Source organism: Angustibacter luteus (genome assembly GCF_039541115.1).
In the GTDB taxonomy this organism is placed as follows: Bacteria; Actinomycetota; Actinomycetes; order Actinomycetales; family Angustibacteraceae; genus Angustibacter; species Angustibacter luteus.
In genome coordinates this window covers 103,465-125,396 of sequence record NZ_BAABFP010000002.1, presented here as the reverse complement: position 1 = coordinate 125,396, position 21,932 = coordinate 103,465, and the positions used below count along the sequence as shown (strand labels likewise).

Genomic DNA, 21,932 nt, shown 5'->3' with positions numbered 1-21,932 from the left:
GGTTCGTGCCGTGCCGAGGGGGGGACTGGTGCGTGACCTGCGCGCCGAGCGTCTGACGTCGGCGGCCCGTTCCCCGTCGTGGCACAGCCACGACGGGGCGGGTCGCCGGCAGGCGCTCACCGAGCTGGTGGACGGGTGGCTCTGCGACCTGTGGGCCAGCGCGACCGAGGGCAGCCCGGCCGCGGAGGCGGGAGTCGCCCTCACCGCGGTGGGGTCGCTGGCCCGCGGCGAGGCCGGGCCGGCGTCCGACCTCGACCTGGTGCTGCTGCACGACGGGCACACGCTGTCCATGGGTGAGGTGGCCGAGCTCGCCGAGCGCATCTGGTACCCGGTGTGGGACGCCGGGGTGAAGCTCGACCACTCCGTCCGGACGCCGGCCCAGTGCCGGGACGTGGGTGGACACGACCTGGCCGCCGGGGTGGGACTGCTCGACCTCCGGGTCGTGGCCGGTGACCCGGAGCTCGTCGCGGCCACCCGCAGCCGGCTGCTGGACGACTGGCGGGGTGCCGCTCGACGCCGGCTGCCCGAGCTGCTGCGGGCCCTCGAGGAGCGGGCCGAGCGGTTCGGCGAGGCCATGTTCCTGCTCGAACCCGATCTGAAGGAGAGCCGCGGCGGGTTGCGTGACGTCACCCTTCTCCGCGCGCTCTCGGCGTCCTGGCTGGCCGACCGGCCGCACGCGCCGGTGGACGACGCCCAGCGGGTGCTGCTCGACGTCCGGGACGCTCTTCAGGTGGTGACCGGACGGGCCACCGACACGCTCGTGCTCGCCGAGCAGGACACCGTCGCCGGGCTCGTCGGCGCGGACGACGCGGACGACCTGCTGACCCGCGTCTCGGGCGCCGCCCGGACCATCTCGTACGCCGTGGACATCACCGTGCGCCGGGCCCGGCAGGCCGTGCCGACCCGGCGGCTGCGCCGCGGCCCGCGCCGTCCCCAGCTGCGCCCTCTCGGCCACGGGCTCGTCGAGCACGACGGCGAGCTGGTGCTCGGCGCCGGCGTCCGCCCGAGCCAGGACCCGGTGCTCGCGCTGCGCGCCGCCGCCACCGCGGCCCAGCACGCGCTGCCGCTCTCGCCGGTCACCGTGACCCACCTGGCGGCCGACGCCGCGCCCCTGCCCGAGCCGTGGCCCGCACCGGCCCGCGAGGCGTTCCTCGAGCTGCTCGGGTCGGGACCCGCGCTGGTCCAGGTGTGGGAGGCGCTCGACCTCGCAGGTGTGGTGCAGCAGTGGGTGCCCGGCTGGGCCGGGGTGCGCTCGCGACCCCAGCGCAACGCCGTGCACCGGCACACCGTCGACCGGCACCTGGTCGAGACGGTCGTCGAGTGCGGGCGGTCCCTGCGCGACGTCGACCGGCCGGACCTGCTGCTGGTGGCCGGCCTGCTGCACGACCTCGGCAAGCTGCCGGGAGCGGCGGACCACAGCGCAACCGGCGCGCCGCTGGCGCGCAAGGCCGCCGCCCACCTCGGCTTCGCGCCGGGCGACGTCGACGTCATCGAACGACTGGTGCGCGAGCACCTCACGCTGGTGGACCTCGCCACCCGCCGCGACCCCGACGACCCCCGCACGGTCGAGGCCGTGGTGGCCGCCGTCGACGGGCGCTCCGACGTGTTGGACCTGCTGCGGGCCCTCACCGAGGCCGACGCGATCGCCGCCGGCCCCGCCGCCTGGAGCGCCTGGCGAGCCCGGCTGGTCGACGACCTGGTCTCGCGGGCCCGGTCCGTGCTGACCGGCGCCGGGGTCCCGGAGCCGGCGCCGTTGACCGAGCGCGAGGGCGAGCTCCTCGAGCGGGTGCGCGCGGACGGTGCGCCGCTGGTGGACGTCGACCAGGTGGACGGCATGCACGTGGTCACCGTCGTCTCCAGGGATCGGCTCGGCCTGTTCGGCGACGTCGCGGGGCTGCTCGCCTCGCACGGGCTGTCGGTCCGCTCGGCGCTGGTCCGTACCGTCGACGAGATCGCGGTGGACAGCTGGTGGGTCACGGCCCCCTACGGCGACCTGCCGCCGGTGACCACGCTGACCCTGGCGCTGCGCCGGATGGCCGACGGTGACCAGAGCGTGCTGGACCGGTTGCGCCGCCGCGACTCCGCCTACGTCCAGCCGCGGCACGTGCCGGCACAGCCGCGGGTCGTGCTGGTGCCCGGGGCCTCCGAGCACGCGACCGTCGTCGAGGTGCGGGCCGCGGACCGGCCCGGACTGCTGCACGCGCTCGGTCACGCGCTCGCGGCGGCCGGGGTCGACGTCCGGTCGGCGCACGTCGCCACCCACGCCGGTCAGGCGGTCGACACGCTCTACCTGGCCGAGGCCGGCAAGGGTCAGCTCGACCCTCCGCGGGTGGCCCGGGTGGTCGCCGCGCTGGTCGATGCGGCCGAGGTGCGCTGACCGGCCCTCCGGTCACGTAGGCTTGACCCCGTGTTTGCGACCCTCTCCGACCGCCTGACCGCGACGTTCAAGAACCTGCGCGGCAAGGGGCGGCTGTCCGAAGCCGATGTGGCTGCCACGGTGCGCGAGATCCGCACCGCCCTGCTGGAGGCGGACGTCGCGCTGCCCGTGGTGAAGCAGTTCACCGAGGCGGTCCGTGAGCGGGCGCTCGGGGCGGAGGTCAGCGGTGCGCTGAACCCGGCCCAGCAGGTCGTCAAGATCGTCAACGACGAGCTCGTTGCGGTGCTCGGCGGCCAGACCCGGCGCATCCAGTACGCCAAGAACCCGCCGACCGTGATCATGCTCGCGGGTCTGCAGGGTGCGGGTAAGACGACCCTGGCCGGCAAGCTCGCGCTGAGCCTGCGCTCGGAGGGCCACACCCCGCTGCTCGTCGCGGCCGACCTCCAGCGCCCCAACGCGGTGACCCAGCTGCAGGTCGTCGGCGAGCGGGCCGGCGTCCCGGTGTTCGCGCCCGAGAAGGGCAACCAGGGCAGCGACCCCGACGCCACCGGTCTCGGCGACCCGGTGAAGGTGTCCCGCGACGGTGTGGCCGAGGCGGCCGCGCGCCAGCACGACGTCGTCATCATCGACACCGCCGGCCGTCTCGGCATCGACACGGTGCTCATGCAGCAGGCCGCCGACATCCGCACGGCCGTGCAGCCCGACGAGGTGCTGTTCGTCATCGACGCGATGATCGGCCAGGACGCGGTGAACACCGCGCACGCCTTCCTCGAGGGCGTGGACTTCACCGGCGTCGTCCTCACCAAGCTGGACGGCGACGCCCGCGGTGGCGCCGCGCTGTCCGTCGCCACGGTGACGGGTCGACCGATCATGTTCGCCAGCACCGGCGAGAAGCTCGAGGACTTCGAGGTCTTCCACCCGGACCGGATGGCCAGCCGCATCCTCGACATGGGCGACGTCATGACGCTCATCGAGCAGGCCGAGAAGGCGTTCGACGCCGACCAGGCCCAGAAGATGGCGCGCAAGTTCGTCGACGAGGAGGAGTTCACGTTCGACGACTTCCTCGCGCAGATGCAGGCCGTCAAGCAGATGGGCTCGCTCAAGAAGATGCTCGGCATGATGCCCGGCATGGCCCAGATGAAGGAGCAGCTCGACAACATCGACGAGCGCGAGTTCGACCGGGTCGAGGCCATGGTGCAGTCGATGACGCCGTACGAGCGTCAGCACCCCAAGGTCATCAACGGCTCGCGCCGGGCCCGCATCGCGCGCGGGTCGGGCCGGTCCGTCTCGGACGTCAACGAGCTGCTCACCCGGCTCACCGAGGCGCAGAAGATGATGAAGCAGATGCGCCGCGGCATGGGTGGCGTCCCGGGCATGGGCAACATGCCGGGGATGGGCCCGGGTCGCAAGGCCAAGGGCAAGGCGCCGCAGCGCAAGAAGGGCAAGAGCGGCAACCCCGCCAAGCGCGCGGAGCAGGAGCGGGCGGCGTCGCAGAAGGCGGTCGAGGCCCGCGAGAGCGCCATCGGCTCGTCGTTCGGCACCCCGGCCCCCGAGGCCGAGCAGCCGGCGCTGGGCAAGCTGCCCGCCGGCTTCGAGAAGTTCCTCGGCACCTGACCCCCGCACCATTCGCGCTTGACGTGGTTTTCGGGCCTCCATAGCCACGTGTAGCGCGAATGGTGCGTGGAGGGGGCGTCGGGCTAGGGGAGCAGGCCGGCGTCGTCCTTCGCGCGCAGCACCCGCAGGGCGGCGGCGTCGACCTGGTCCCGGAATCCCTTGCTCTGCTTGGCCTTCGCCACGAGTGCCCTGGCCATCGGCGCGGCCAGCGCGGGCGTCACGGTGAGGACGACGTCCCCGCCGGCCGCGACGAACTGCACGGCCCGCGAGCCGGGGCTCCAGCGCTGCACGGCCCCGGCGGCCCCGAGGTCGTCGCTGATCACGACGCCGTCGAAGCCGAGCGTTCCGCGCAGCAGCGTCGTGATGACGGCGCGCGAGAAGCACGCCGGGTGCGCGGCGTCGATGCGCGGGTAGGCGGCGTTGGAGATCATCACGAACGGCGCCCCCGCGTCCACCGCGGCGCGGAACGGCTGCAGCGACGGGCTGCTCGCCGTCGTCACCGAGTCCGTCACCCGCGAAGCGGTGTCGGTGTTCGCACGCACCAGCCCGAGACCAGGGAAGTGCTTCGGCACCACGGCGATCCCGGCGTCCCGCATGCCGGCGTCGTAGGCGACCACGGCCCGCGAGACCGCGGACGGCGTGTGCCCCAGCTCGCGGTGGAAGCGGCCGATGGGCGGGTTGGCGGTGCCCAGGCTCGCCGGCACGGTGTCCGCGACCGGGCCGAGCGTCACGTCCACCCCGGCGCGGCGCAGCTGCCGGCCCCAGGTCTCGGCCCTGGCCTGCAGCTGCGCGGCCGACCAGCCGCCCTGCGTCGTGCCGGTCGGGATCTGCGAGAAGCCCGAGCCGGACAGCACCTGGACGTCGCCGCCCTCCTGGTCGGTGGCGACGAACAGCCGCACCCCGCCGGTCGCCCTGCTCGTCGCCTTGCGTTGCAGCGCAGCGGTGGTGGCCGCCGTCCCGGCGACTCCGCGGGTGCTGCGGCCGGTGAGCATCACGTTGCCGACGTGCTGCTCGCTGATCGCCGCGCGGGCCGTGCCGCCGGTGCCAGTGGCCGGGGTGCCGACCATCACGAGCTGGCCCACCCGCTGCGCCAACGACATCGTCGCGAGGGCGCGCTCGGCGGCGTCCGGCGTCGGGGTCGGGGTGGACGTCGCGCCGTCGGTGGCTGTGGTCGGTGCAGACGTCGTCGACGACGTGGCGCTCGGGGACGAGGTGCTGGAGGACGACGGGGTGTCGCCGGTCTTTGCGTCGTCGGACCCGGCGCCCGTGCACGACGCAACGGCGGCGAGCAGGACGACCGTCGCTGCCACCAGGTTCGGACGCACCTCGTCAGGCTACGTCGGTGCGGCGCCCTCGGCAGGTGGACGAAGCAGCCCCCAACTAGGGTGGCGCGCATGTCCGACGACGTGCTGCACCTGACCGGTCCGGTGCTCGTCGGCCCGCTCGAGGAGCGCGAGCAGGCGTGGGTGGTGGGGGGTCGGCTGACCTTCGACGTGCCGCAGGCGAGCGGCGCCGACGTCGTCCGGGTCGACGGGTGGGTGCTGCCCGGCCTGGTGGACGCCCACTGCCATGTCGGTCTGGACGCGCACGGCGCCGTGGACGACGCGACCTCGCGCGCCCAGGCCGAGGCGGACCGCGACGCGGGCACGCTGCTGATCCGGGACGCCGGCAGCCCGGCGGACACCCGCTGGGTCGACGACGAGCCGGACCTGCCGCGGATCATCCGAGCGGGTCGGCACATCGCCCGCCCCCGCCGGTACATCCGCAACTTCGCCTGGGAGGTCGAGCCCGACCAGCTCGTCGAGCAGGTCCGGGCCGAGGCGAGGGCGGGGGACGGCTGGGTCAAGCTCGTCGGGGACTGGATCGACCGGGACACCGGCGACCTCGCGCCGTGCTGGCCGGCGGACGTGCTCGCCGCGGCCATGGCCGCCGCCCACGAAGACGGGGCGCGGGTCACCGCGCACTGCTTCGGCGAGGACTGCCTGCCGGACCTCATCGCCGCCGGCATCGACTGCATCGAGCACGCCTGCGGCCTCACCGCCGACACCGTCGCGGCCGCCGTGGCGCGCGACGTCGCCATCGTTCCCACGCTGGTCAACATCGCGACGTTCCCGTCGATCGCGGACAGCGGGGAGGCCAAGTTCCCCACGTACGCGCGGCACATGCGCGACCTGCACTCCCGGCGGTACGACACCGTGCGCTCGGCGTTCGAGGAGGGCGTGCGGGTGTACTGCGGCACGGACGCCGGCGGCTCACTGCCGCACGGGTTGGTGGCCCAGGAGGTCGCCGAGCTGCACGCCGCCGGGCTGCCCCGGCTGGACGCGCTCGCGGCCGCGACGTGGGCGGCCCGCGACTGGCTGGGTCGCGAAGGCCTGGTCGAGGGCGCCAGTGCCGACCTCGTGGTCTACCCCGCCGACCCGCGCGAGGAGCTCGCCGTGCTGGGGCAGCCGAGCGCCGTCGTCCTGCGTGGACGCACGTGCTGAGCGCTCGCGGCGAGCGGGTGCACGTGCGTCCGGTCGCGCCGCAGGACGTCGAGCCGTTCCGCGCCGCCGTCGCCGCGTCCAACGAGCGGATCAGCCGCTGGAACCCGGTCGACGCCGAGCGGATCCAGCTCGACCTGGCCGATCAGTCGCCCACCCGCCGGACGCTGATGATCGTGGCCAACGACCCCGGGGGAGCGCACGGCCTGGTCGGCCGGGTGAACGTGTCCAACCTGGTCCGCGGCACCTTCCAGTCCGCGTCCATGGGGTACGACGCCTACGACCCGTACGCCGGGCGCGGGCTGTTCCGGGAGGGTCTCGGTCTCGTCGTGGACCTGGCGTTCCGGTCCCAGGACGAGGGCGGGCTGGGCCTGCACCGGATCGAGGCGAACGTGCAGCCGGCCAACAGCCGATCCGCGGGGGTGCTGCGGTCGCTGGGGTTCCGGCACGAGGGCGAGACCCCACGGATGCTCTGGCTGAACGGTCCGGGCGGGCACGCCTGGCGCGGTCACGAGCGGTACGCCGTGACGATCGAGGAGTGGCCAGCGACGCCGTACGCCCCGCACCGCCGGGCCCGCCGGGTGGTCCTGGTCAACGGCCTGCCGGGGTCCGGCAAGACGACGCTGGCCGGCGCGCTGGCCGAGGAGCTGGCGCTGCCCCTGTTGTCGAAGGACCTGGTGAAGGAGGCGGTCGGCGACCGGCTCCCGCCGGGGGACGCGGCCCGGCTCGGCGGATCGAGCTCGCTGCTGGGCGCGGGGTCGATCGAGGCGGTGTGGGCCTTGCTGGCCGGCTGCCCGTCCGGGGCGGTCGTGGAGAACTGGTGGGCGCGTGAGTACGTCGACCTGGCGCTGACCGGCTTGCACTCGGCCGGCGTCAACCCGGAATCGGCTGTGGAGGTCTGGTGCGATGTCCCCGCGGCCGTGGCGCGCCAGCGGTACGAGACGCGCACCAGATCCGTCGTCCACGGGCCCTCGCTCGACCTTCCGTGGTGGGACGGGCCGGCACCCGCCGCCGCTGCGCCGCTGGCGTTGGGGCCGGTCGTGCGATTCGACACCCGCCCCGCGCTGAGCCGGGCCGCCGTCGCGCGGCTCGCCCTCGACGTCCGCGCCCTCACCCCCTGACCCACGCTTCCGCCACTCAGTCCGGTTTCCGCCGCTCAGTCCGGTCTTCGAGGCTGGGATCCGGTTCGAGCGGCGGAAACCGGACTGAGCGGCGGAAGCGGGTGGGTGCGTGGTCGTGGGCGGGGCCAGGATCTGGCAGAATGGTCCGCCGTACCCGGTGGTGACGGCCCCTCTCTCCGTCTCGCACCGTGTCCCGAGCGCCACGGCACCCGAGAACCCCCACCCGGGAGCCCGCCGCGCCACCCACTGCAGATTCAGGAGTTGACCACACCCGTGGCCGTCAAGATCCGTCTCAAGCGCCTGGGCAAGATCCGGGCCCCGTACTACCGCGTCGTCGTCGCCGACTCGCGCACCAAGCGTGATGGTCGTTCGATCGAGGAGATCGGCAAGTACCACCCCACCCACGACCCGTCGGTCATCGAGATCGACTCGGAGCGGGCGCAGTACTGGCTCGGTGTCGGCGCGCAGCCGACCGAGCAGGTGCTCGTGCTGCTCAAGATCACCGGTGACTGGCAGAAGTTCAAGGGCCTGCCGGGCGCCGAGGGCACCCTGCGCGTCGCCGAGGCGAAGCCGTCGCGTGACGAGCTGTTCAACGCTGCTGCGAAGCAGTCCGCGGACGAGCCCAAGGAGGGCGCGACCACGGCCAAGGCCAAGAAGAGCGCCAAGAAGGCCGAGGAGCCGAAGGCTGAGGAGCCCAAGGCTGAGGCCGACGAGGTCAAGGCTGAGGAGCCGAAGGCTGACGAGGCCAAGGCCGACGAGGTCAAGGCTGAGGAGCCCAAGGCCGACGAGGCCGCGACCGGCGACAGCACCGAGGCCTGAGCGTGCTCGAGAACGCGCTCGACCACCTCGTCCGCGGCATCGTCGAGCACCCGGACGACGTCGTCGTCCGTCGGCACGACGGCCGCCGCGGCGAGATGCTCGAGGTTCGCGTGCACCCGGACGACCTCGGTCGGGTCATCGGCCGCGCCGGCCGCACGGCCAGCGCATTGCGCACCGTCGTCGGGGCGCTCGCGAACGGCCGCTCGATCCGGGTCGACATCGTCGACACCGACCGGGTCCGCTAGACCGTACGGCGTGCGTCCGAGGATCCTGGCCTGACCGGCCGGGACCTCGGACGTCGTCGTTTGCGCACCCAGCACGGGTGCACCACCAACGGGAGTGAGCATGGAGCGCGTCGTCGGCCGGATCGGCCGGGCCCACGGGCTGCGTGGCGAGGTGACCGTCGAGGTGCGCACCGACGTCCCCGAGGAGCGATTCGTCCCCGGCGCGGTGTTCGTCACCGATCCCGCGGCGGCCGGGCCGCTGACCCTCGCCGACGTGCACGAGCACAGCGGCACGCTGCTCCTGCGGTTCGAGCAGAGCACCGACCGGACGTCGGCCGAGGGGTTGCGCGGGGTGATGCTGCTGGTCAGCACGCCGGCCTCGGACGAGGACGACGCCTGGTACGAGGACGAGCTGGTCGGGCTGCGGGTGCGCAGCCCGCAGGGTGAGGACCTCGGCGAGGTGGCGCGGCTCGACACCGGCGGCGCGCAGGACCTGCTCGTGGTGCGCCGCGCGGACGGCCCGAACGTGCTCGTCCCGTTCGTGCACGCCCTGGTACCGGAGGTCGACGTGCCCGGCGGCTTCGTCGTCGTCGACCCGCCCGGCGGGCTCTTCGACCCGGAGAACGCGATCGAGGACCAGCGCTGATGCGGGTCGACGTCGTCAGCATCTTCCCGGCGTACCTGGAGCCGCTGCAACTGTCCCTGATCGGCAAGGCGCGCGAGCAGGCGCTGCTCGACCTGGCCGTGCACGACCTGCGGGACTTCACCCACGACCGGCACCGGACCGTGGACGACACCCCGTACGGCGGGGGACCGGGCATGGTCATGCGTCCCGAGCCGTGGGGCGCTGCGCTCGACCACGTCGAGGCGGCCGGTCGCACGGCGCTGGACCGGCCCGACGCCTCGCCGTACCTGCTGGTGCCCAGCCCGTCCGGCACCCCGTTCACCCAGGCGATGGCGCACCAGCTCGCGGACGAGCCGTGGCTCGCGTTCGCCTGCGGCCGGTACGAGGGCATCGACGAGCGGGTCGTCGAGGACGCCGCGAGCCGCTGGCGGGTCACCCCGATCAGCCTCGGCGACTACGTGCTGAACGGCGGCGAGGTGGCCGTGCTGGCGATCGTCGAGGCCGTCGCCCGATTGCTGCCTGGCGTCGTGGGCAACGCGGAGAGCCTGGTCGAGGAGAGCCACGAGGACGGCCTGCTGGAGTACCCCGTCTACACCAAGCCCGCGTCCTGGCGGGGTCGGGACGTGCCCGACGTCCTGCTGTCCGGGCACCACGGCGCGATCGCCCGGTGGCGGCACGAGCAGCGACTCGCGCGCACCGCGTCCAGGCGTCCTGACCTGCTGGACCCGTCCGCGCGGATCAGCCCGCCGCCCAACCCGGACCCGGGACGCTCGATTTCAGGCTGAACCCCCTGCTGTGGCAGACTGGGCAGTCGCGCCACGTACCGGCCGCGTCCCCGCCACGGGGGTGACGCACGCCGATCGGGTGGCGACCTCAGACCAACCGAAGTCGTGGGTGACCCGTGGCACCTGCGAGAAAGTGAAGAGCCATGCACATCCTCGACTCACTCGACGCCGCCAGCCTGCGCGACGACGTCCCCGACTTCCGCCCCGGTGACACCCTCAAGGTGCACGTGAAGGTCGTCGAGGGCAGCCGCTCGCGCGTCCAGGTCTTCCAGGGCGCGGTCATCCGCCGGCAGGGCGACGGGGTGCGTGAGACCTTCACCGTCCGCAAGGTCAGCTTCGGCGTGGGTGTCGAGCGCACCTTCCCGCTGCACTCCCCGGTCCTCGACAAGATCGAGGTCGTCACCCGTGGTGACGTGCGCCGCGCGAAGCTGTACTACCTGCGCGACCTGCGCGGCAAGGCCGCCAAGATCAAGGAGAAGCGCGAGACCCCGGTCACGCGTTGATCCTCACGGATCTGCTCTCCGGCACCGCCCGGGTCCGCTTCAAGCGGCCCGGGCGGTGCCGTGTCCGGACTGGCACGACCCGCCCCCGTCCCCTCCCCAGCGCGGCACCCAGCCCGGCACCCGACGCGCCGTCGTCGGACCCGGCCCGCGAGATAGGCTCGTGCTGATGGACGTTGCCCGAGGCGACGCGGCCTCGGCCGCTCCTGCTGCCGAACCTGCCGACACCTCCGCTGACCCGACGGAGGTCGCGCCGTCGTCCCGCGGGCCGTTCGGTGGGCGGCTGCACAGCGGCAACCGCGCGTGGTGGCAGGAGCTGCCCACGCTGATTATTGCCGCGCTGCTCGTCACGCTCATCGTGCGGACCTTCCTGGTGCAGGCGTTCTACATCCCGTCCGGCTCGATGGAGCCGACGCTGATGGTCGGCGACCGGGTGCTGGTCTCGAAGCTGTCCTACCGGGTGGGCGAGATCCAGCGCGGCGACGTCATCGTCTTCGACGGCACGGACTCGTTCGCCGGCTCGGGCGAGGTCGAGCCCGCCCACGGCGTCGTGGCCAAGGTCGTGCGCGGCATCGGCTCGTTCTTCGGCGTCTCCGCGTCCGAGAAGGACTTCACCAAGCGCGTCATCGGCCTGCCCGGTGACCACGTCGTCTGCTGCGACGCCGCCGGCCGGGTCAGCGTGAACGGCGTCGGCGTCGAGGAGCCGTACGTGATGGAGGGCGACGCCCCCAGCGCCAGCCCGTTCGACGTCGTCGTCCCGCCGGGTCGCCTCTGGGTCATGGGGGACCACCGCAGCGACTCCGCGGACTCCCGCTCGCACCTGGGGGACCCGGGTGGCGGGACGGTCCCAGTCGACCGGGTCATCGGCAAGATCGTGCTGCGGTTCTGGCCGCTCAGCCACTTCGGCGGGCTGGACGACGGGACGTCGGTGAGCGGGAAATGAGCACCCCTCCCGAGCAGGCGGACGCGTCCGACCAGCCTGAGTCCTCAGACCAGCCACAGACCCGCCGCGAGGCGCTCGGCGAGCCGCGGCACCGCCCGCGCAAGCAGGCCACCGGCCCCATGGCGCTGCTGCGCGAGACCGTCATCGTCGTCGTGATCGCCCTCGGGCTGTCCCTGCTCATCAAGACGTTCCTGGTGCAGGCGTTCTACATCCCGTCGGAGTCCATGGAGGACACGCTCCAGGTGGGCGACCGGGTCATCGTGAGCAAGCTGACCCCCGGACCGTTCGACCTCAAGCACGGCGATGTCGTGGTCTTCGTCGACCCGAACGACTGGCTCGAGCAGCAGCCGCCAGCCGCGCCGGCGGGGCCGGTGCGCAAGGCACTGACCTTCGTGGGCCTGCTGCCCAACGACTCCGGCAACCACCTGATCAAGCGCATCATCGGCCTACCCGGCGACCACGTCGTGTGCTGTGATGCGCAGGGCCGGGTCAGCGTGAACGACGTCCCGCTCGACGAGCCGTACCTCAAGCCGGGCTCGGAGCCGTCGCAGGACCCGTTCGATGCCACGGTCCCGGCGAACAGCCTGTGGGTGATGGGCGACAACCGCCAGCACTCGGAGGACTCGCGGTACAAGGGCTTCGTGCCGATCGACCACGTCACCGGCCGGGCGGTCGCACTGGTGTGGCCGTTCTCCCGGGCGACCTGGCTGTCGCGCCACGCGGCGACGTTCGAGAAGGTCGAGGCGTCCGGGCCGTGAGCGTGTCGGTGATCGACCGCCGTGCCGCCCGCCTGCTCTGCATCGATCCGAGCGGCGCCGTGCTGCTGCAGTCGGTGGTCGACCCCGCCGTCCCGGACGTCCTGCGCTACGTGAGCCCGGGCGGTGGCATCGACCCGGGCGAGTCGGCGCACGACGCGGCCTGCCGGGAGGCGTGGGAGGAGCTCGGCCTCACCCTCGACGACCTGGGCGAGCCCGTCGAGGTGATGAGCAACGAGTTCGGCTTCGACGGGCAGCGCTACCTCGGCCACAACACCTTCTACGCGCTGCGCACCGAGCGCTTCGAGCCCGTTCCGCGCGGGATGGACGACGTCGAGCGGGGCTTCACCCGCGGGGTGGCCTGGTGGACGCCGGACCAGCTGGACGCTCTGCTGGCCGACGGTGCGGACGTCGCCCCGTCAGCCATGGCCGGGTGGGTTCGCGACGTGCACCACCGGCTGCCCGTCCAGCCGGTGCGCCCCACCGCTCGGGTGCTCGTCGTCGACCGCCAGGACCGCGCGCTGCTGATGCGTGCGCACAACGCCCGGCACGCCTTCTGGTTCCCGCCCGGTGGCGGGGTCGACCCCGGAGAGAGCACCCTCGACGCCGCTCGCCGCGAGCTGCGCGAGGAGCTCGGGCTGGACGTCGGGCCGTCGGCCCTCGGGGACTGCGTGTGGCGCCGCCGGCACGTGCTGCCCGTCGAGGACGGCGGGCTCGACGTCCGGGAGCGCTGGTTCCTGCTGCGGGTCGAGGGCATCGACGTCGACCGTTCGGGCTGGACGGACCTTGAGGTGGCCACGATCGAGGACGTGCGCTGGTGGACGGTCGACGAGATCCTCGCCGAGCACTCCGACGTCTTCGCGCCGCGTGCGCTCGGTGCGCTGCTGCCCCAGCTGCTCGCGGACGAGCGCGCGGGCCTGCTCGACGGCCGCCCGCCGGTCGACGTCGGTCCCTGAGGCGCACGACGTAGGCTGTTCCGGACGTCGACGACTCCGACACCCGACAGGTGACATGACCTCCTCAGCCCGCCAGGTACCCGTGCAGGCGATGCCGCAGGCAGCGCGATGAGCCCCGCCGGCCGGGCGCCGTCCCTTCGTGTCGAGCGTTCCCTGCTGCGCGATGGGTGCCTGCTGCTCGCCGCGATGGACGAGGTCGGCCGCGGTGCGCTGGCCGGGCCGGCCAGCGTGGGCGTGGTGCTGGTGAACGCCACCGTGCGGACCGCGCCGTCCGGCGTCCGGGACTCCAAGCTGCTCACGCCCGCGGCCCGGCAGTCGCTGGTCCCGCGCATCCAGCGGTGGGCGCTGGCCAGCGCGGTGGGGCACGCCGGCCCGGACGAGGTCGACGCCGTCGGCATCCTGGGTGCGCTGCGGCTGGCGGCTCGACGGGCGCTGGCTACGCTCCCCGCCGTCCCGGACCTGGTGCTCCTGGACGGCAACCACGACTGGTTGACCGACCCGTCGTCCGCCGGGCTGCTCGCCTTCGCCGCGGACGCCGAGCCGTGCCCCCCGGTGCGAACGATGATCAAGGCCGACCTGAAGTGCTCGTCCGTCGCCGCGGCGAGCGTGCTGGCCAAGGTCGAGCGGGACGCCATGATGACCGAGCTCGCGCCCGCCTTCCCCGCCTACGGGTGGGACGTGAACAAGGGCTACGCCACCCCCGAGCACCTCGCCGCGCTGACCGAGCTGGGCGCCAGCGAGCACCACCGCCGCTCGTGGCGGCTGCCGCCCTACGACGACCTGGTGCCCGTCGGCGCGCCCGGCGAGGCGCCCGCGGCCGTCGTGGTCGATGATGGCCTGATGACGGAGGTGTCGTTGTGAGCGCCGAGGACCTCGAGAACTACGAGACCGAGATGGAGCTCTCGCTGTACCGGGAGTACCGGGACGTCGTCGGCCTGTTCTCGCACGTGGTCGAGACCGAGCGCCGGTTCTACCTGGCCAACTCGGTCGACGTCCAGGCCCGCAGCGAGGGCGGCGAGGTGTACTTCGAGGTCACCATGAACGACGCGTGGGTGTGGGACGTCTACCGTCCGGCCCGCTTCGTCAAGAACGTCAAGGTGATCACGTTCAAGGACGTCAACGTCGAGGAGCTCGCCAAGCCCGACATCGAGCTCCCCAAGGGCTCCGGCTTCTAACCGCCCCCACTGTGGCGCGGGCCACTCTGGTCTGTCGCGGCGCAACGCCACTACGCACCTATTGGAGTAGCGGCACGCAGTCCCAATGGGCGGGCGCCGCAAAAGGGTCGAAGCTCGTGGCAGATGAGGTTAGCGGCGGAGGTCGGTCAGAGGCGGGCGGGCCACGACCCCCGGACTGGGGACGTGGTCGGCATGCCTGGCCAGAAAGGCTCGGACCTCGCGCACGAAGGCCGCCTCGTCGGTGAAGACATCCCCCGGCGCTACCGGCAGGAACGGGATGTCGTGCACGCTCATCAGCCGCTGCAGCTGCTGGGTCCTCTTGTAGAGCGCCGGCAGCAGGTGCCATGCCATCGAGTCGATCTGCAGCGCACACCCGATGTCCTGCCACCATCCGTCGGGCGTGAGCAGGTGCGTGCCGTCCTCGCCGTGGAGCGCCCAGTTCCACCTCGGCTGCGGAATGTGGTGCCTGGCGAAGACCACCCGCACTCGAGCCTCCGCAGCGGATCGCACACCTGCCGCGACCTCGGCCAGCACCTCCCGGGCCAAGGCGGTGCGCTGGCGTGCGGAGGCGACCAGAGCCTCTTGGACGTCGGACACCAAGCACAAACGTGACTGGACGGCGTCCGCGACCAGGGCCCGGACATCGTCCAGCCGCTCGATCTGCCGGCACGCGTCGATGAGTGCTCGAGCCGGCGGGGCGACCGGCAGCCCGCCGCGGACGACCGGGTCGGGGAGCCGTCTCGTGCGCTCGATGATGAGGCCAGGTCGTGACTGACGCCGCGCCTTCTCACGGATGAGCACATGCAGATCGCGGTGGTGGCGTGCCGCACCCAGGCCGTGGAGGCCGAGCGCCGCGTTGCCCGTGAGGACGGCTCCCGGGCCGGCGTATGCGAGGGCCCCCAGCAGGCGTTCGCGACGGGCCGGGACGCCGGAGTGGGCCAGGACGACGCCGGGGTGGAGGCGCTGCCATGCGCCGGCTCGCTGGATCCGCGAGCACACGGTGCTCAACGGCATCCCGGCGGCGACGAGCTCGGCGTGCGTGACGACTCGCTCTCGCGATCGAAGGAGCTCGTCGACTGCGGCGGGGTCGACGTCGCGGCGGCGGGGCACTGGATCACTCTGCCGGTCCTGTGCGGGTCCCAACGCTCCGGACGCGAATCTGTGGACAAGGGGCGGCCGGCTCGGTTGGGACTGCGTGCCGCTACTCCAATAGGTGCGCAGTGGCGTTGCGCCGCGACACACCTGGGGCCCGTGGCGGGTCGAGGATTTCGATCACTCGGCCGAACCTGGGACAATGGGGGGATGACCACGATCGCCCTGCCCGAGGCACCGGCCGTGCCCGAGCTGTCGATCGGGCCGCACCGGATCGGCACGCCCGTGGTGCTGGCGCCGATGGCGGGCATCACGAACGCGGCGTTCCGTCAGCTCTGCCGCGAGCTCGCTGGCCAGGCGCTGGCGGACGCCGGCCTGCCCGGCGTCGGCGCGGGCCTGTACGTGAGCGAGATGGTGACGTCGCGGGCGCTGGTGGAGCGCTCGCCGGAGTCGATGCGGCTCATCCAGCACGGCCCGGGCGAGAGCCCGCGCAGCGTCCAGCTGTACGGCGTCGACCCGGCGACCGTGGGCGCGGCCGTCCGGATGCTCGTCGACGAGGACCGCGCGGACCACATCGACCTCAACTTCGGCTGCCCTGTCCCCAAGGTGACCCGCAAGGGCGGTGGCTCGGCCCTGCCCTGGAAGGCCACCCTCTTTCGCGACATCGTCCGCGAGGCGGTTCGCGCGGCCGGCCCGGCCGGCGTCCCGGTCACGGTCAAGATGCGCAAGGGCGTGGACGACGACCACCTGACCTTCCTGGATGCCGGACGCACGGCCGAGCAGGAGGGCGTCGCTGCGGTCAGCCTGCACGGCCGCACGGCGGCCCAGTACTACTCGGGGCGCGCGGACTGGACGGCGATCGCCCAGCTGAAGGAGGCCGTCACCAGCATCCCGGTGCTCGGCAACGGTGACGTGTGGAGCGCCGACGACGCGCTCGAGATGGTGCGCCAGACCGGCTGCGACGGCGTCGTCGTGGGCCGCGGCTGCCTGGGCCGGCCGTGGCTGTTCGCCGACCTCGCGGCCGCGTTCGCGGGCCAGCAGGTCCGGGTGACGCCCACCCTCGCCGAGGTCACTGCGGCGATGCGCCGGCACGTCGAGCTGCTGGCCGAGCACTACGCCGAGGCCGGCTACCCGGACGGCGAACGCAAGGCCTGCCGCGACATCCGCAAGCACGTCGCCTGGTACCTCAAGGGTTTCGCGGTCGGCCAGCCGTCCCGCGCCGCGCTCGCGATGGTCGACACGCTCGCCGACCTCGACGCGCTGGTCGCCGAGCTCGACCTCAGCCAGCCGTGGCCGGGCGACCCGGCCGAGGGCCAGCGGGGTCGGGCCGGCACGCCGCAGAAGCGGGTTGCCCTGCCGGACGGCTGGCTGGACAGCCGTGAGCTGCAGGGCGAGTCCGCCCGGATGATCCGCGAGGCCGAGCTGTCGGTGAGCGGTGGGTAGCGGCGCGGCGACCGCGTCGCGTCCGAGCACGCCACCAGCAGCGCCATCGCGCCGGCGCCGCTCGCCGCTGCGCCTGGTCCTGGGCGCCCTGGTCGCGCTGCTGGCGGTCGCGGTGGCGCTCTTCGTCTGGAGCGCGGCGCTCGTGGTGACCCACGGCCGGGCCGACGACGCCCGCGGAGCCGACACCGTGGTGGTCCTCGGTGCCGCCCAGTTCAACGGCACCCCGGGGCCGTACCTGCTCGCCCGCCTGGAGCACGCCCTGGCGCTCTACCAGTCGGGCACGGCCACGAAGGTGGTGACCGTCGGCGGCAAGCAGCCGGGGGACACCTACACCGAGGGTGGCAGCGGGCGCGACTGGCTGGTGCGGCACGGTGTGCCCGCCGGGGACGTCGTCGCCGTCGAGAAGGGCCGGGACACCCTGCAGAGCGTCCAGCTGGCCGCGCCCGTCCTGAGCGCCCACCACTGGACGTCGGCGGTGGTCGTCACCGACCGCTGGCACGAGCTGCGCAGCACGACCATGCTCGCCGACCAGGGCATCACCGCCTACGGCTCACCGACCACGACCGGCCCGAGCGTGGCCAGCCCCGCGGCCGACGCCAAGTACGTGGTCCGGGAGGCCGCCGCGTACCTGTACTACCGCTTCCACCGAGCCCTGTCGTGACTGGCGCGGGACCGTCCCGACGCAGCCAGGCCTGGGCGTCGACTGCCGAGGGTCACCAGGTCACCGGCGGCGTGACGACCGCGCACTCCGACGCCGAGCCGACCGTCACCCCGCGGGCCCCCCGCGGCCGCCAACAGCGCGAGGAGCTGGAGGAGCAGGTCCTGCAACCCGGTGCGACCCGGGCCCGCGGTGCGGGCGACCGGGCCCGCGCCGAGGAGGCCGACCCCGAGCGCACCTGCTTCGAGCGCGACCGGGACCGGATCCTGCACTCGGCGGCGTTCCGGCGGCTGGCCGGCAAGACCCAGGTGTTCGTCTACCCGGCCGACCACCAGCGCACCCGGCTGACCCACGCCCTGGAGGTCGCCCAGGTGGCCACCGCGGTGGCGCGCGGCTGCGGGCTCAACGTGGCGCTCACCGAGGCGATCGCGATCGGTCACGACTGCGGCCACGGCCCTGGCGGGCACGCCAGCGAGGAGGCGTTCGACACCTTCCTGCCGGACGGCTACGACCACGCCGTGTGGGGCGCCGACGTCGTGCTGACGCCGCTGAACCTGTGCACCCAGACGCTGGACGGCATCCGCAACCACTCGTGGTCGCGTCCTTCGCCGGGCACCCCCGAGGGCGTGGTCGTGAGCTGGGCGGACCGGGTCGCGTACACCGCTCACGACCTCGAGGACGCCGTGCACGCCGGGATCGTGGACGCCGCGGACCTGCCGGACGACGTGGCCGCGGTCTGCGGGCGCACCCGGCGCGACCAGCTCGGCACGTTCGTCGGCGAGCTGGTGCGCTGCACCAGCGAGACCGGCGTGATCGGCATGCGCGCGGAGTACGCGGCCGCCCTCGCCGGCCTGCGGACCTTCAACTACGAGCGCATCTACACCAGGCCGGAAGCGTTGGCGCAGAGCGCTTCCGTCGTCCGGATCCTGCGTGCCCTGGTCGAGTACTACCTCGCCCACCCGCAGGACCTGCCGGCCGACTTCCAGCCCGGTGCACCGCGCCTGCCCAGCAGCCTGGACGTCGACCCCGCCGTGGCCGCGGCCGTGACCTACGTCGGGGGCATGACGGACCGCTTCGCGTTCCACACCGCCGTCGAGCGGCTGGACTGGCCGGTCGACCAGCTGCCGGTCGGCATCGACCTGCCGCGCGGTCCCTGAGCACGACTGCGTTGCTCGACGACGTTTGAGTGGGGCAGGCTCCCATCGTGCTGAGCAACTCGAGCCAGGTCGCGCAAGCCTTTGGTCTGGGGAGCTCGTACGCCGTCGAGCAGGTGGCAGGGGGTCTGTCCAACGAGCTGTGGAAGCTTGAGGCCGATGCTGGGACGTTCGCGGTGAAGGTCATGCGCGCCAACGCGGATCGCGCCGACTTCAGGGGCAATATCGAGGCTGCCTACGCCGTCGAGGCGGCCGCGTTCGAGCGGGGGGTCCCATGTCCCGAGCCGATCCAGCTTCCGGACGGACGGTGTCTGGCCGAGGTGGATGGCGATCTCGTGCGGGTTCACCGCTGGTGTGACGGACGACCACCGGAACCCCTCGACCACCTGGAGCACGCGGGTGCGCTCCTCGCGCAGATCCACGGAGCTGGAAGGACCTTCAACCAGCCGTTGGACGACGAGCCGTGGGACGTCGATCGGTGGGCGGCCTTGGCCCACCACGCCAGCATGCCTGGCGATCTCGCCGATCGGCTGTGGCGGGCGGCCCCGGATCTCGCGGCGCTCGAGGCAGCGACTGCAGCACCTGGGCTGGTCACTGCGCACGCGATGTCCCACGGGGACCTGGACCCCAAGAACACCCTGGTGGTCGGGGGCACGTTGGTAGCGCTGGACTGGGACGCTGCCGGTGCCCAGCCGGTCATCCGGGAGGCCGTCTCGGTGGCGCTTGACTGGTCGACCGACGCCGAGGGGTTCCGACGAGTCCTGGCCTCCTACTGCCGCGCCACGGACACGGACGTCGTGGGCGAGCTGTGGCCCTTCGGCGGCTGGGTCTCCTCGCAAGGCGGCTGGCTCGTGTACAACGCCACTGCGCGCATCGACACCGACCTCGGCAAGGTGCAGGCCGGGCAGGCATGTGAGCGCCTGCTCGCTCTTCATGCGTCGTTGAACTCCTATCGCAGCTCGCTCACCTAGCTCGCGAGCACCCCAGTCTCATCGGCGCCAGGGCGCCAGGGCCCCAGGCGCGCTGCCTCGCCGGTCGGCGACGTGGGACAGACCTTGGTCAGAGGAGGTCGGCGAGCAGGGCGGCAGCCCGCGCGGCGCCGTCCGTCTCGACCGGCCGGTACGCCACCGAGCGGGTGACCTCCTTGCCGATCGCCTCGGCGAGCCCGTCCGGGTCCACGGCGTCCTCGTACGGTAGGAAGCGTCCGGCCTCGTAGCGGTCGAGCCGCTGCCGCACGTGCCGGTTCTGCTCGAAGTGGTTCCGCAGCGGCACGTACACGAACGGCTTCCGCAGCGCGGTCAGCTCCATGCACGTGGTCAGACCGCCCTGCACCACGGCCAGGTCGCACGCGGCGAGGTGCCGGTAGAGGTCCGGCACGTAGCCGACCACCTGGGCGCCGGCCGGCATCGGCAACGACGCCGGGTCGATCCGCGGACCGGTGACGAACACGAACCGCAGCTCGGGCACCAGCTGACGAGCCAGCGGGACGGCGTCCACCACGCGGCGCAGCAGCGAGCCGCCGACCCCGGAGCCGCCCACGGTGACCAGGCACAGCCGCTCGTCCGGGGAGATCCCGAGGTGCTCGCGCACCCGCTCGCTGCCCTGCACGGCGGCCGGGTCGAAGCCGGTGACGTAGCCGGCGAAGTCGAAGTTCTGCTCGGTCCAGTCCCGGATCCGGGGCAGGCCCGGCCCGAACTCGTCGTCCACGATGTCGTCCGGGTTGCCCACGAAGACCGATCGGTCCCGCACCCGCGAGAACCGGGCGCGCTGCTCGAGCATCTCGGCGTTGTAGTCGGCGGTCAGCGCGGCCTCGCGCGCCCCGCCGTCCGGCATCGGCAGCCAGCCGACGAAGTCGGTCATCCAGGCGAACGAGAACCGCTTCAGCTCGGGGTTCTCGTGCAGGAAGTAGTCGACGTCCCAGGCCTCGTCGCCGATCACCAGGTCGTACGGCTCCTGCTCGACGACGTCGGCGAACACCATGAAGTTGTGGACCAGGATCTCGTCCATCCGCCGGATCGCCTGGAACGCGTGCAGGTCGTGCTCGCCGGACTCGTGCTCGATGTGACCCGACTCGTTGCGCAAGAGGGCGGAGGCCAGGTGCACCCGCTCGCCGCGCTCGCCCAGCACCGTGGTGACCGGGTGCTGGGCGAGCCAGTCGATCTGCAGGTCGGGGTGCAGCTGGCGCAGCTCGGCCGCGATCGCGGCGTCGCGCTGCGCGTGCCCGAGGCCGATGGGGGAGGACAGGTACAGGGCGCGGCGCGGACGCCGGGCCGCGCGCACCCACGTGGTGGTGGCGGGCGGACGCGGGCAGACCCGGTCGACGAACTCGGCGATCAAGTGGTTGGTGCGCACCGGGTCCCGGGCCGGCGGGCCGTGCCCGACGCCGTCCAGCAGCACCAGCGACCCGCCGGTGAGCTCGGCCAGCCGTTCGCCGATGGAGTGCGGTCTGATCTGGTCCTCGGTGCCGTGCACGACGGTCACCGGGCAGGTCACCTGAGCGCACAGCGGCTCGATGTCCGTGCACACGGCGCCGTCGCAGCCGATCCGGCCGGAGACGGTGTCCGCCAGCGTGTTCGGGCTGATCTCGTGGGCCCAGCCGACGCAGTCCTCGACCTGCTTCGTCGAGTGCGGCTCGGTGAACATGCGTCCGAAGAAGTAGTCGACGAAGTCGTCGTAGCCACCACCCAGCCAGTACGGCGCGTTGTACTTCTCCCAGCCCTCATGGGACTCGATCGGCTCGAGCCAGGGGATGTGGTCGCGCTGCTGGTTCGGCACGCGAAGGCCGCAGGAGGGGGCGATGGAGAACAGGCCGAGCACCCGGTCGGGGTGACCGGCGGCGACGTGCACGGTCCACGCCGCCCCGCAGGACAACGAGACCAGCACAGCCCGGTCGGTTTCGGTCGCGTCCAGCACCGCCACGATGTCCGCGGCGTACTCCTCGTTGCTGTACGCGGCCGCCCCCTCCGGCCGACCGGACCGACCGCTCCCTCGCCCGTCGAACGTCACGACCCGGTAGTGCCGGGACAGGTAGCCGATCTGCGCCTTCCAGAACCGCGACGGCACGATCGACCAGGTCGGGACCAGGACCACCGTCGGGCGGTGGTCCTGGCCGTACACCTCGTAGGCCAGCGCGACGCCGTCCCGCTCCACGACGCCTTCGACGTCGGGGTCGGCCGCCCGGCTGGGGTCGTGTCCCACCCTGGCAGTGTGC

At 73.1% G+C, this 21,932-nt stretch carries 21 protein-coding genes; 18 read left to right on the top strand and 3 right to left on the bottom strand.

The genetic code is table 11. The annotated features are described in order from the left end of the window. The first annotated feature begins 28 nt into the window (after positions 1–28). Together ABEB17_RS00645 and ffh are read left to right on the top strand one after the other, a co-directional pair. Entirely contained in the window at positions 29–2,377 is a 2,349-nt protein-coding gene (locus ABEB17_RS00645) for a [protein-PII] uridylyltransferase (protein ID WP_345714619.1), read from the top strand. Positions 2,378–2,407: 30 nt separating this feature from the next. After that, the gene (gene ffh / locus ABEB17_RS00640) at positions 2,408–3,991 is read left to right on the top strand and encodes a signal recognition particle protein (RefSeq protein WP_345714618.1); all 1,584 of its coding nucleotides are present in this window, start codon (positions 2,408–2,410) and stop codon (positions 3,989–3,991) included. A gap of 83 nt (positions 3,992–4,074) precedes the next feature. Here ffh and ABEB17_RS00635 read toward each other — a convergent pair whose 3' ends face one another. Further along, positions 4,075–5,316 carry a glycoside hydrolase family 3 N-terminal domain-containing protein gene (locus ABEB17_RS00635; RefSeq protein WP_345714617.1) on the bottom strand — a complete coding sequence of 414 codons (1,242 nt, stop codon included), beginning with the start codon at positions 5,314–5,316 and terminating at the stop codon, positions 4,075–4,077. 69 nt (positions 5,317–5,385) lie between these two features. Between ABEB17_RS00635 and ABEB17_RS00630 the strand changes: the two genes are divergently transcribed. The 12 genes from ABEB17_RS00630 (at position 5,386) to ABEB17_RS00575 (ending at position 14,374) form a co-directional block, all read left to right on the top strand. Further along, complete coding sequence (locus ABEB17_RS00630) at positions 5,386–6,474, top strand: amidohydrolase family protein (RefSeq protein ID WP_345714616.1); 1,089 nt, start codon at positions 5,386–5,388, stop codon at positions 6,472–6,474. Continuing rightward, complete coding sequence (locus ABEB17_RS00625; protein ID WP_345714615.1) at positions 6,468–7,592, top strand: GNAT family N-acetyltransferase; 1,125 nt, start codon at positions 6,468–6,470, stop codon at positions 7,590–7,592. Before ABEB17_RS00630 ends, ABEB17_RS00625 begins: the two co-directional genes overlap by 7 nt. 273 nt (positions 7,593–7,865) lie before the next feature. After that, the gene (gene rpsP, locus ABEB17_RS00620) at positions 7,866–8,411 is read left to right on the top strand and encodes a 30S ribosomal protein S16 (protein ID WP_345715755.1); all 546 of its coding nucleotides are present in this window, start codon (positions 7,866–7,868) and stop codon (positions 8,409–8,411) included. Between the two features lie 2 nt (positions 8,412–8,413). Next, positions 8,414–8,656, top strand: coding sequence for an RNA-binding protein (locus tag ABEB17_RS00615; RefSeq protein WP_345714614.1), 243 nt, complete (start codon positions 8,414–8,416; stop codon positions 8,654–8,656). 100 nt (positions 8,657–8,756) lie between these two features. Beyond that, positions 8,757–9,281, top strand: coding sequence for a ribosome maturation factor RimM (gene rimM, locus ABEB17_RS00610; protein ID WP_345714613.1), 525 nt, complete (start codon positions 8,757–8,759; stop codon positions 9,279–9,281). Further along, complete coding sequence (gene trmD / locus ABEB17_RS00605) at positions 9,281–10,045, top strand: tRNA (guanosine(37)-N1)-methyltransferase TrmD (RefSeq protein ID WP_378227105.1); 765 nt, start codon at positions 9,281–9,283, stop codon at positions 10,043–10,045. Before rimM ends, trmD begins: the two co-directional genes overlap by 1 nt. A 143-nt stretch (positions 10,046–10,188) precedes the next feature. Next, entirely contained in the window at positions 10,189–10,548 is a 360-nt protein-coding gene (gene rplS, locus ABEB17_RS00600; protein WP_345714612.1) for a 50S ribosomal protein L19, read from the top strand. Between the two features lie 166 nt (positions 10,549–10,714). Continuing rightward, on the top strand, positions 10,715–11,488 hold the full coding sequence (gene lepB / locus ABEB17_RS00595; RefSeq protein WP_345714611.1) for a signal peptidase I: 774 nt from the start codon (positions 10,715–10,717) through the stop codon (positions 11,486–11,488). Beyond that, positions 11,485–12,246 carry a signal peptidase I gene (lepB, locus tag ABEB17_RS00590; protein ID WP_345714610.1) on the top strand — a complete coding sequence of 254 codons (762 nt, stop codon included), beginning with the start codon at positions 11,485–11,487 and terminating at the stop codon, positions 12,244–12,246. The genes lepB (ABEB17_RS00595) and lepB (ABEB17_RS00590) overlap by 4 nt, the downstream gene beginning before the upstream one ends. Next, positions 12,243–13,199, top strand: coding sequence for an NUDIX hydrolase (locus ABEB17_RS00585; RefSeq protein ID WP_345714609.1), 957 nt, complete (start codon positions 12,243–12,245; stop codon positions 13,197–13,199). Before lepB (ABEB17_RS00590) ends, ABEB17_RS00585 begins: the two co-directional genes overlap by 4 nt. Before the next feature lie 108 nt (positions 13,200–13,307). Beyond that, positions 13,308–14,060, top strand: a complete 753-nt coding sequence (locus tag ABEB17_RS00580; protein WP_345714608.1) for a ribonuclease HII — start codon at positions 13,308–13,310, stop codon at positions 14,058–14,060. After that, on the top strand, positions 14,057–14,374 hold the full coding sequence (locus ABEB17_RS00575; protein ID WP_345714607.1) for a DUF2469 domain-containing protein: 318 nt from the start codon (positions 14,057–14,059) through the stop codon (positions 14,372–14,374). The genes ABEB17_RS00580 and ABEB17_RS00575 overlap by 4 nt, the downstream gene beginning before the upstream one ends. A gap of 129 nt (positions 14,375–14,503) precedes the next feature. Here ABEB17_RS00575 and ABEB17_RS00570 read toward each other — a convergent pair whose 3' ends face one another. Continuing rightward, positions 14,504–15,484, bottom strand: a complete 981-nt coding sequence (locus tag ABEB17_RS00570; protein ID WP_345714606.1) for a cysteine hydrolase family protein — start codon at positions 15,482–15,484, stop codon at positions 14,504–14,506. A gap of 192 nt (positions 15,485–15,676) precedes the next feature. On the opposite strand from ABEB17_RS00570, the gene dusB reads away from it, so the two are divergent. Genes dusB through ABEB17_RS00550 form a run of 4 tightly spaced genes read left to right on the top strand, consistent with a single transcriptional unit; the run spans position 15,677 to position 19,692 of the window. Beyond that, positions 15,677–16,909: a tRNA dihydrouridine synthase DusB gene (gene dusB, locus ABEB17_RS00565; RefSeq protein ID WP_345714605.1), complete on the top strand. Its 1,233-nt coding sequence runs from the start codon at positions 15,677–15,679 to the stop codon at positions 16,907–16,909. Next, positions 16,902–17,570: a YdcF family protein gene (locus tag ABEB17_RS00560; RefSeq protein WP_345714604.1), complete on the top strand. Its 669-nt coding sequence runs from the start codon at positions 16,902–16,904 to the stop codon at positions 17,568–17,570. The genes dusB and ABEB17_RS00560 overlap by 8 nt, the downstream gene beginning before the upstream one ends. After that, positions 17,567–18,724, top strand: a complete 1,158-nt coding sequence (locus tag ABEB17_RS00555) for an HD domain-containing protein (protein WP_378227104.1) — start codon at positions 17,567–17,569, stop codon at positions 18,722–18,724. Before ABEB17_RS00560 ends, ABEB17_RS00555 begins: the two co-directional genes overlap by 4 nt. A 47-nt stretch (positions 18,725–18,771) precedes the next feature. After that, positions 18,772–19,692 carry a phosphotransferase gene (locus ABEB17_RS00550; RefSeq protein WP_345714603.1) on the top strand — a complete coding sequence of 307 codons (921 nt, stop codon included), beginning with the start codon at positions 18,772–18,774 and terminating at the stop codon, positions 19,690–19,692. Positions 19,693–19,780: 88 nt separating this feature from the next. On the opposite strand, the gene ABEB17_RS00545 is transcribed toward ABEB17_RS00550, so the two are convergent. Then, positions 19,781–21,919, bottom strand: coding sequence for an alpha/beta hydrolase (locus ABEB17_RS00545; protein WP_345714602.1), 2,139 nt, complete (start codon positions 21,917–21,919; stop codon positions 19,781–19,783). Positions 21,920–21,932 lie beyond the last annotated feature (13 nt).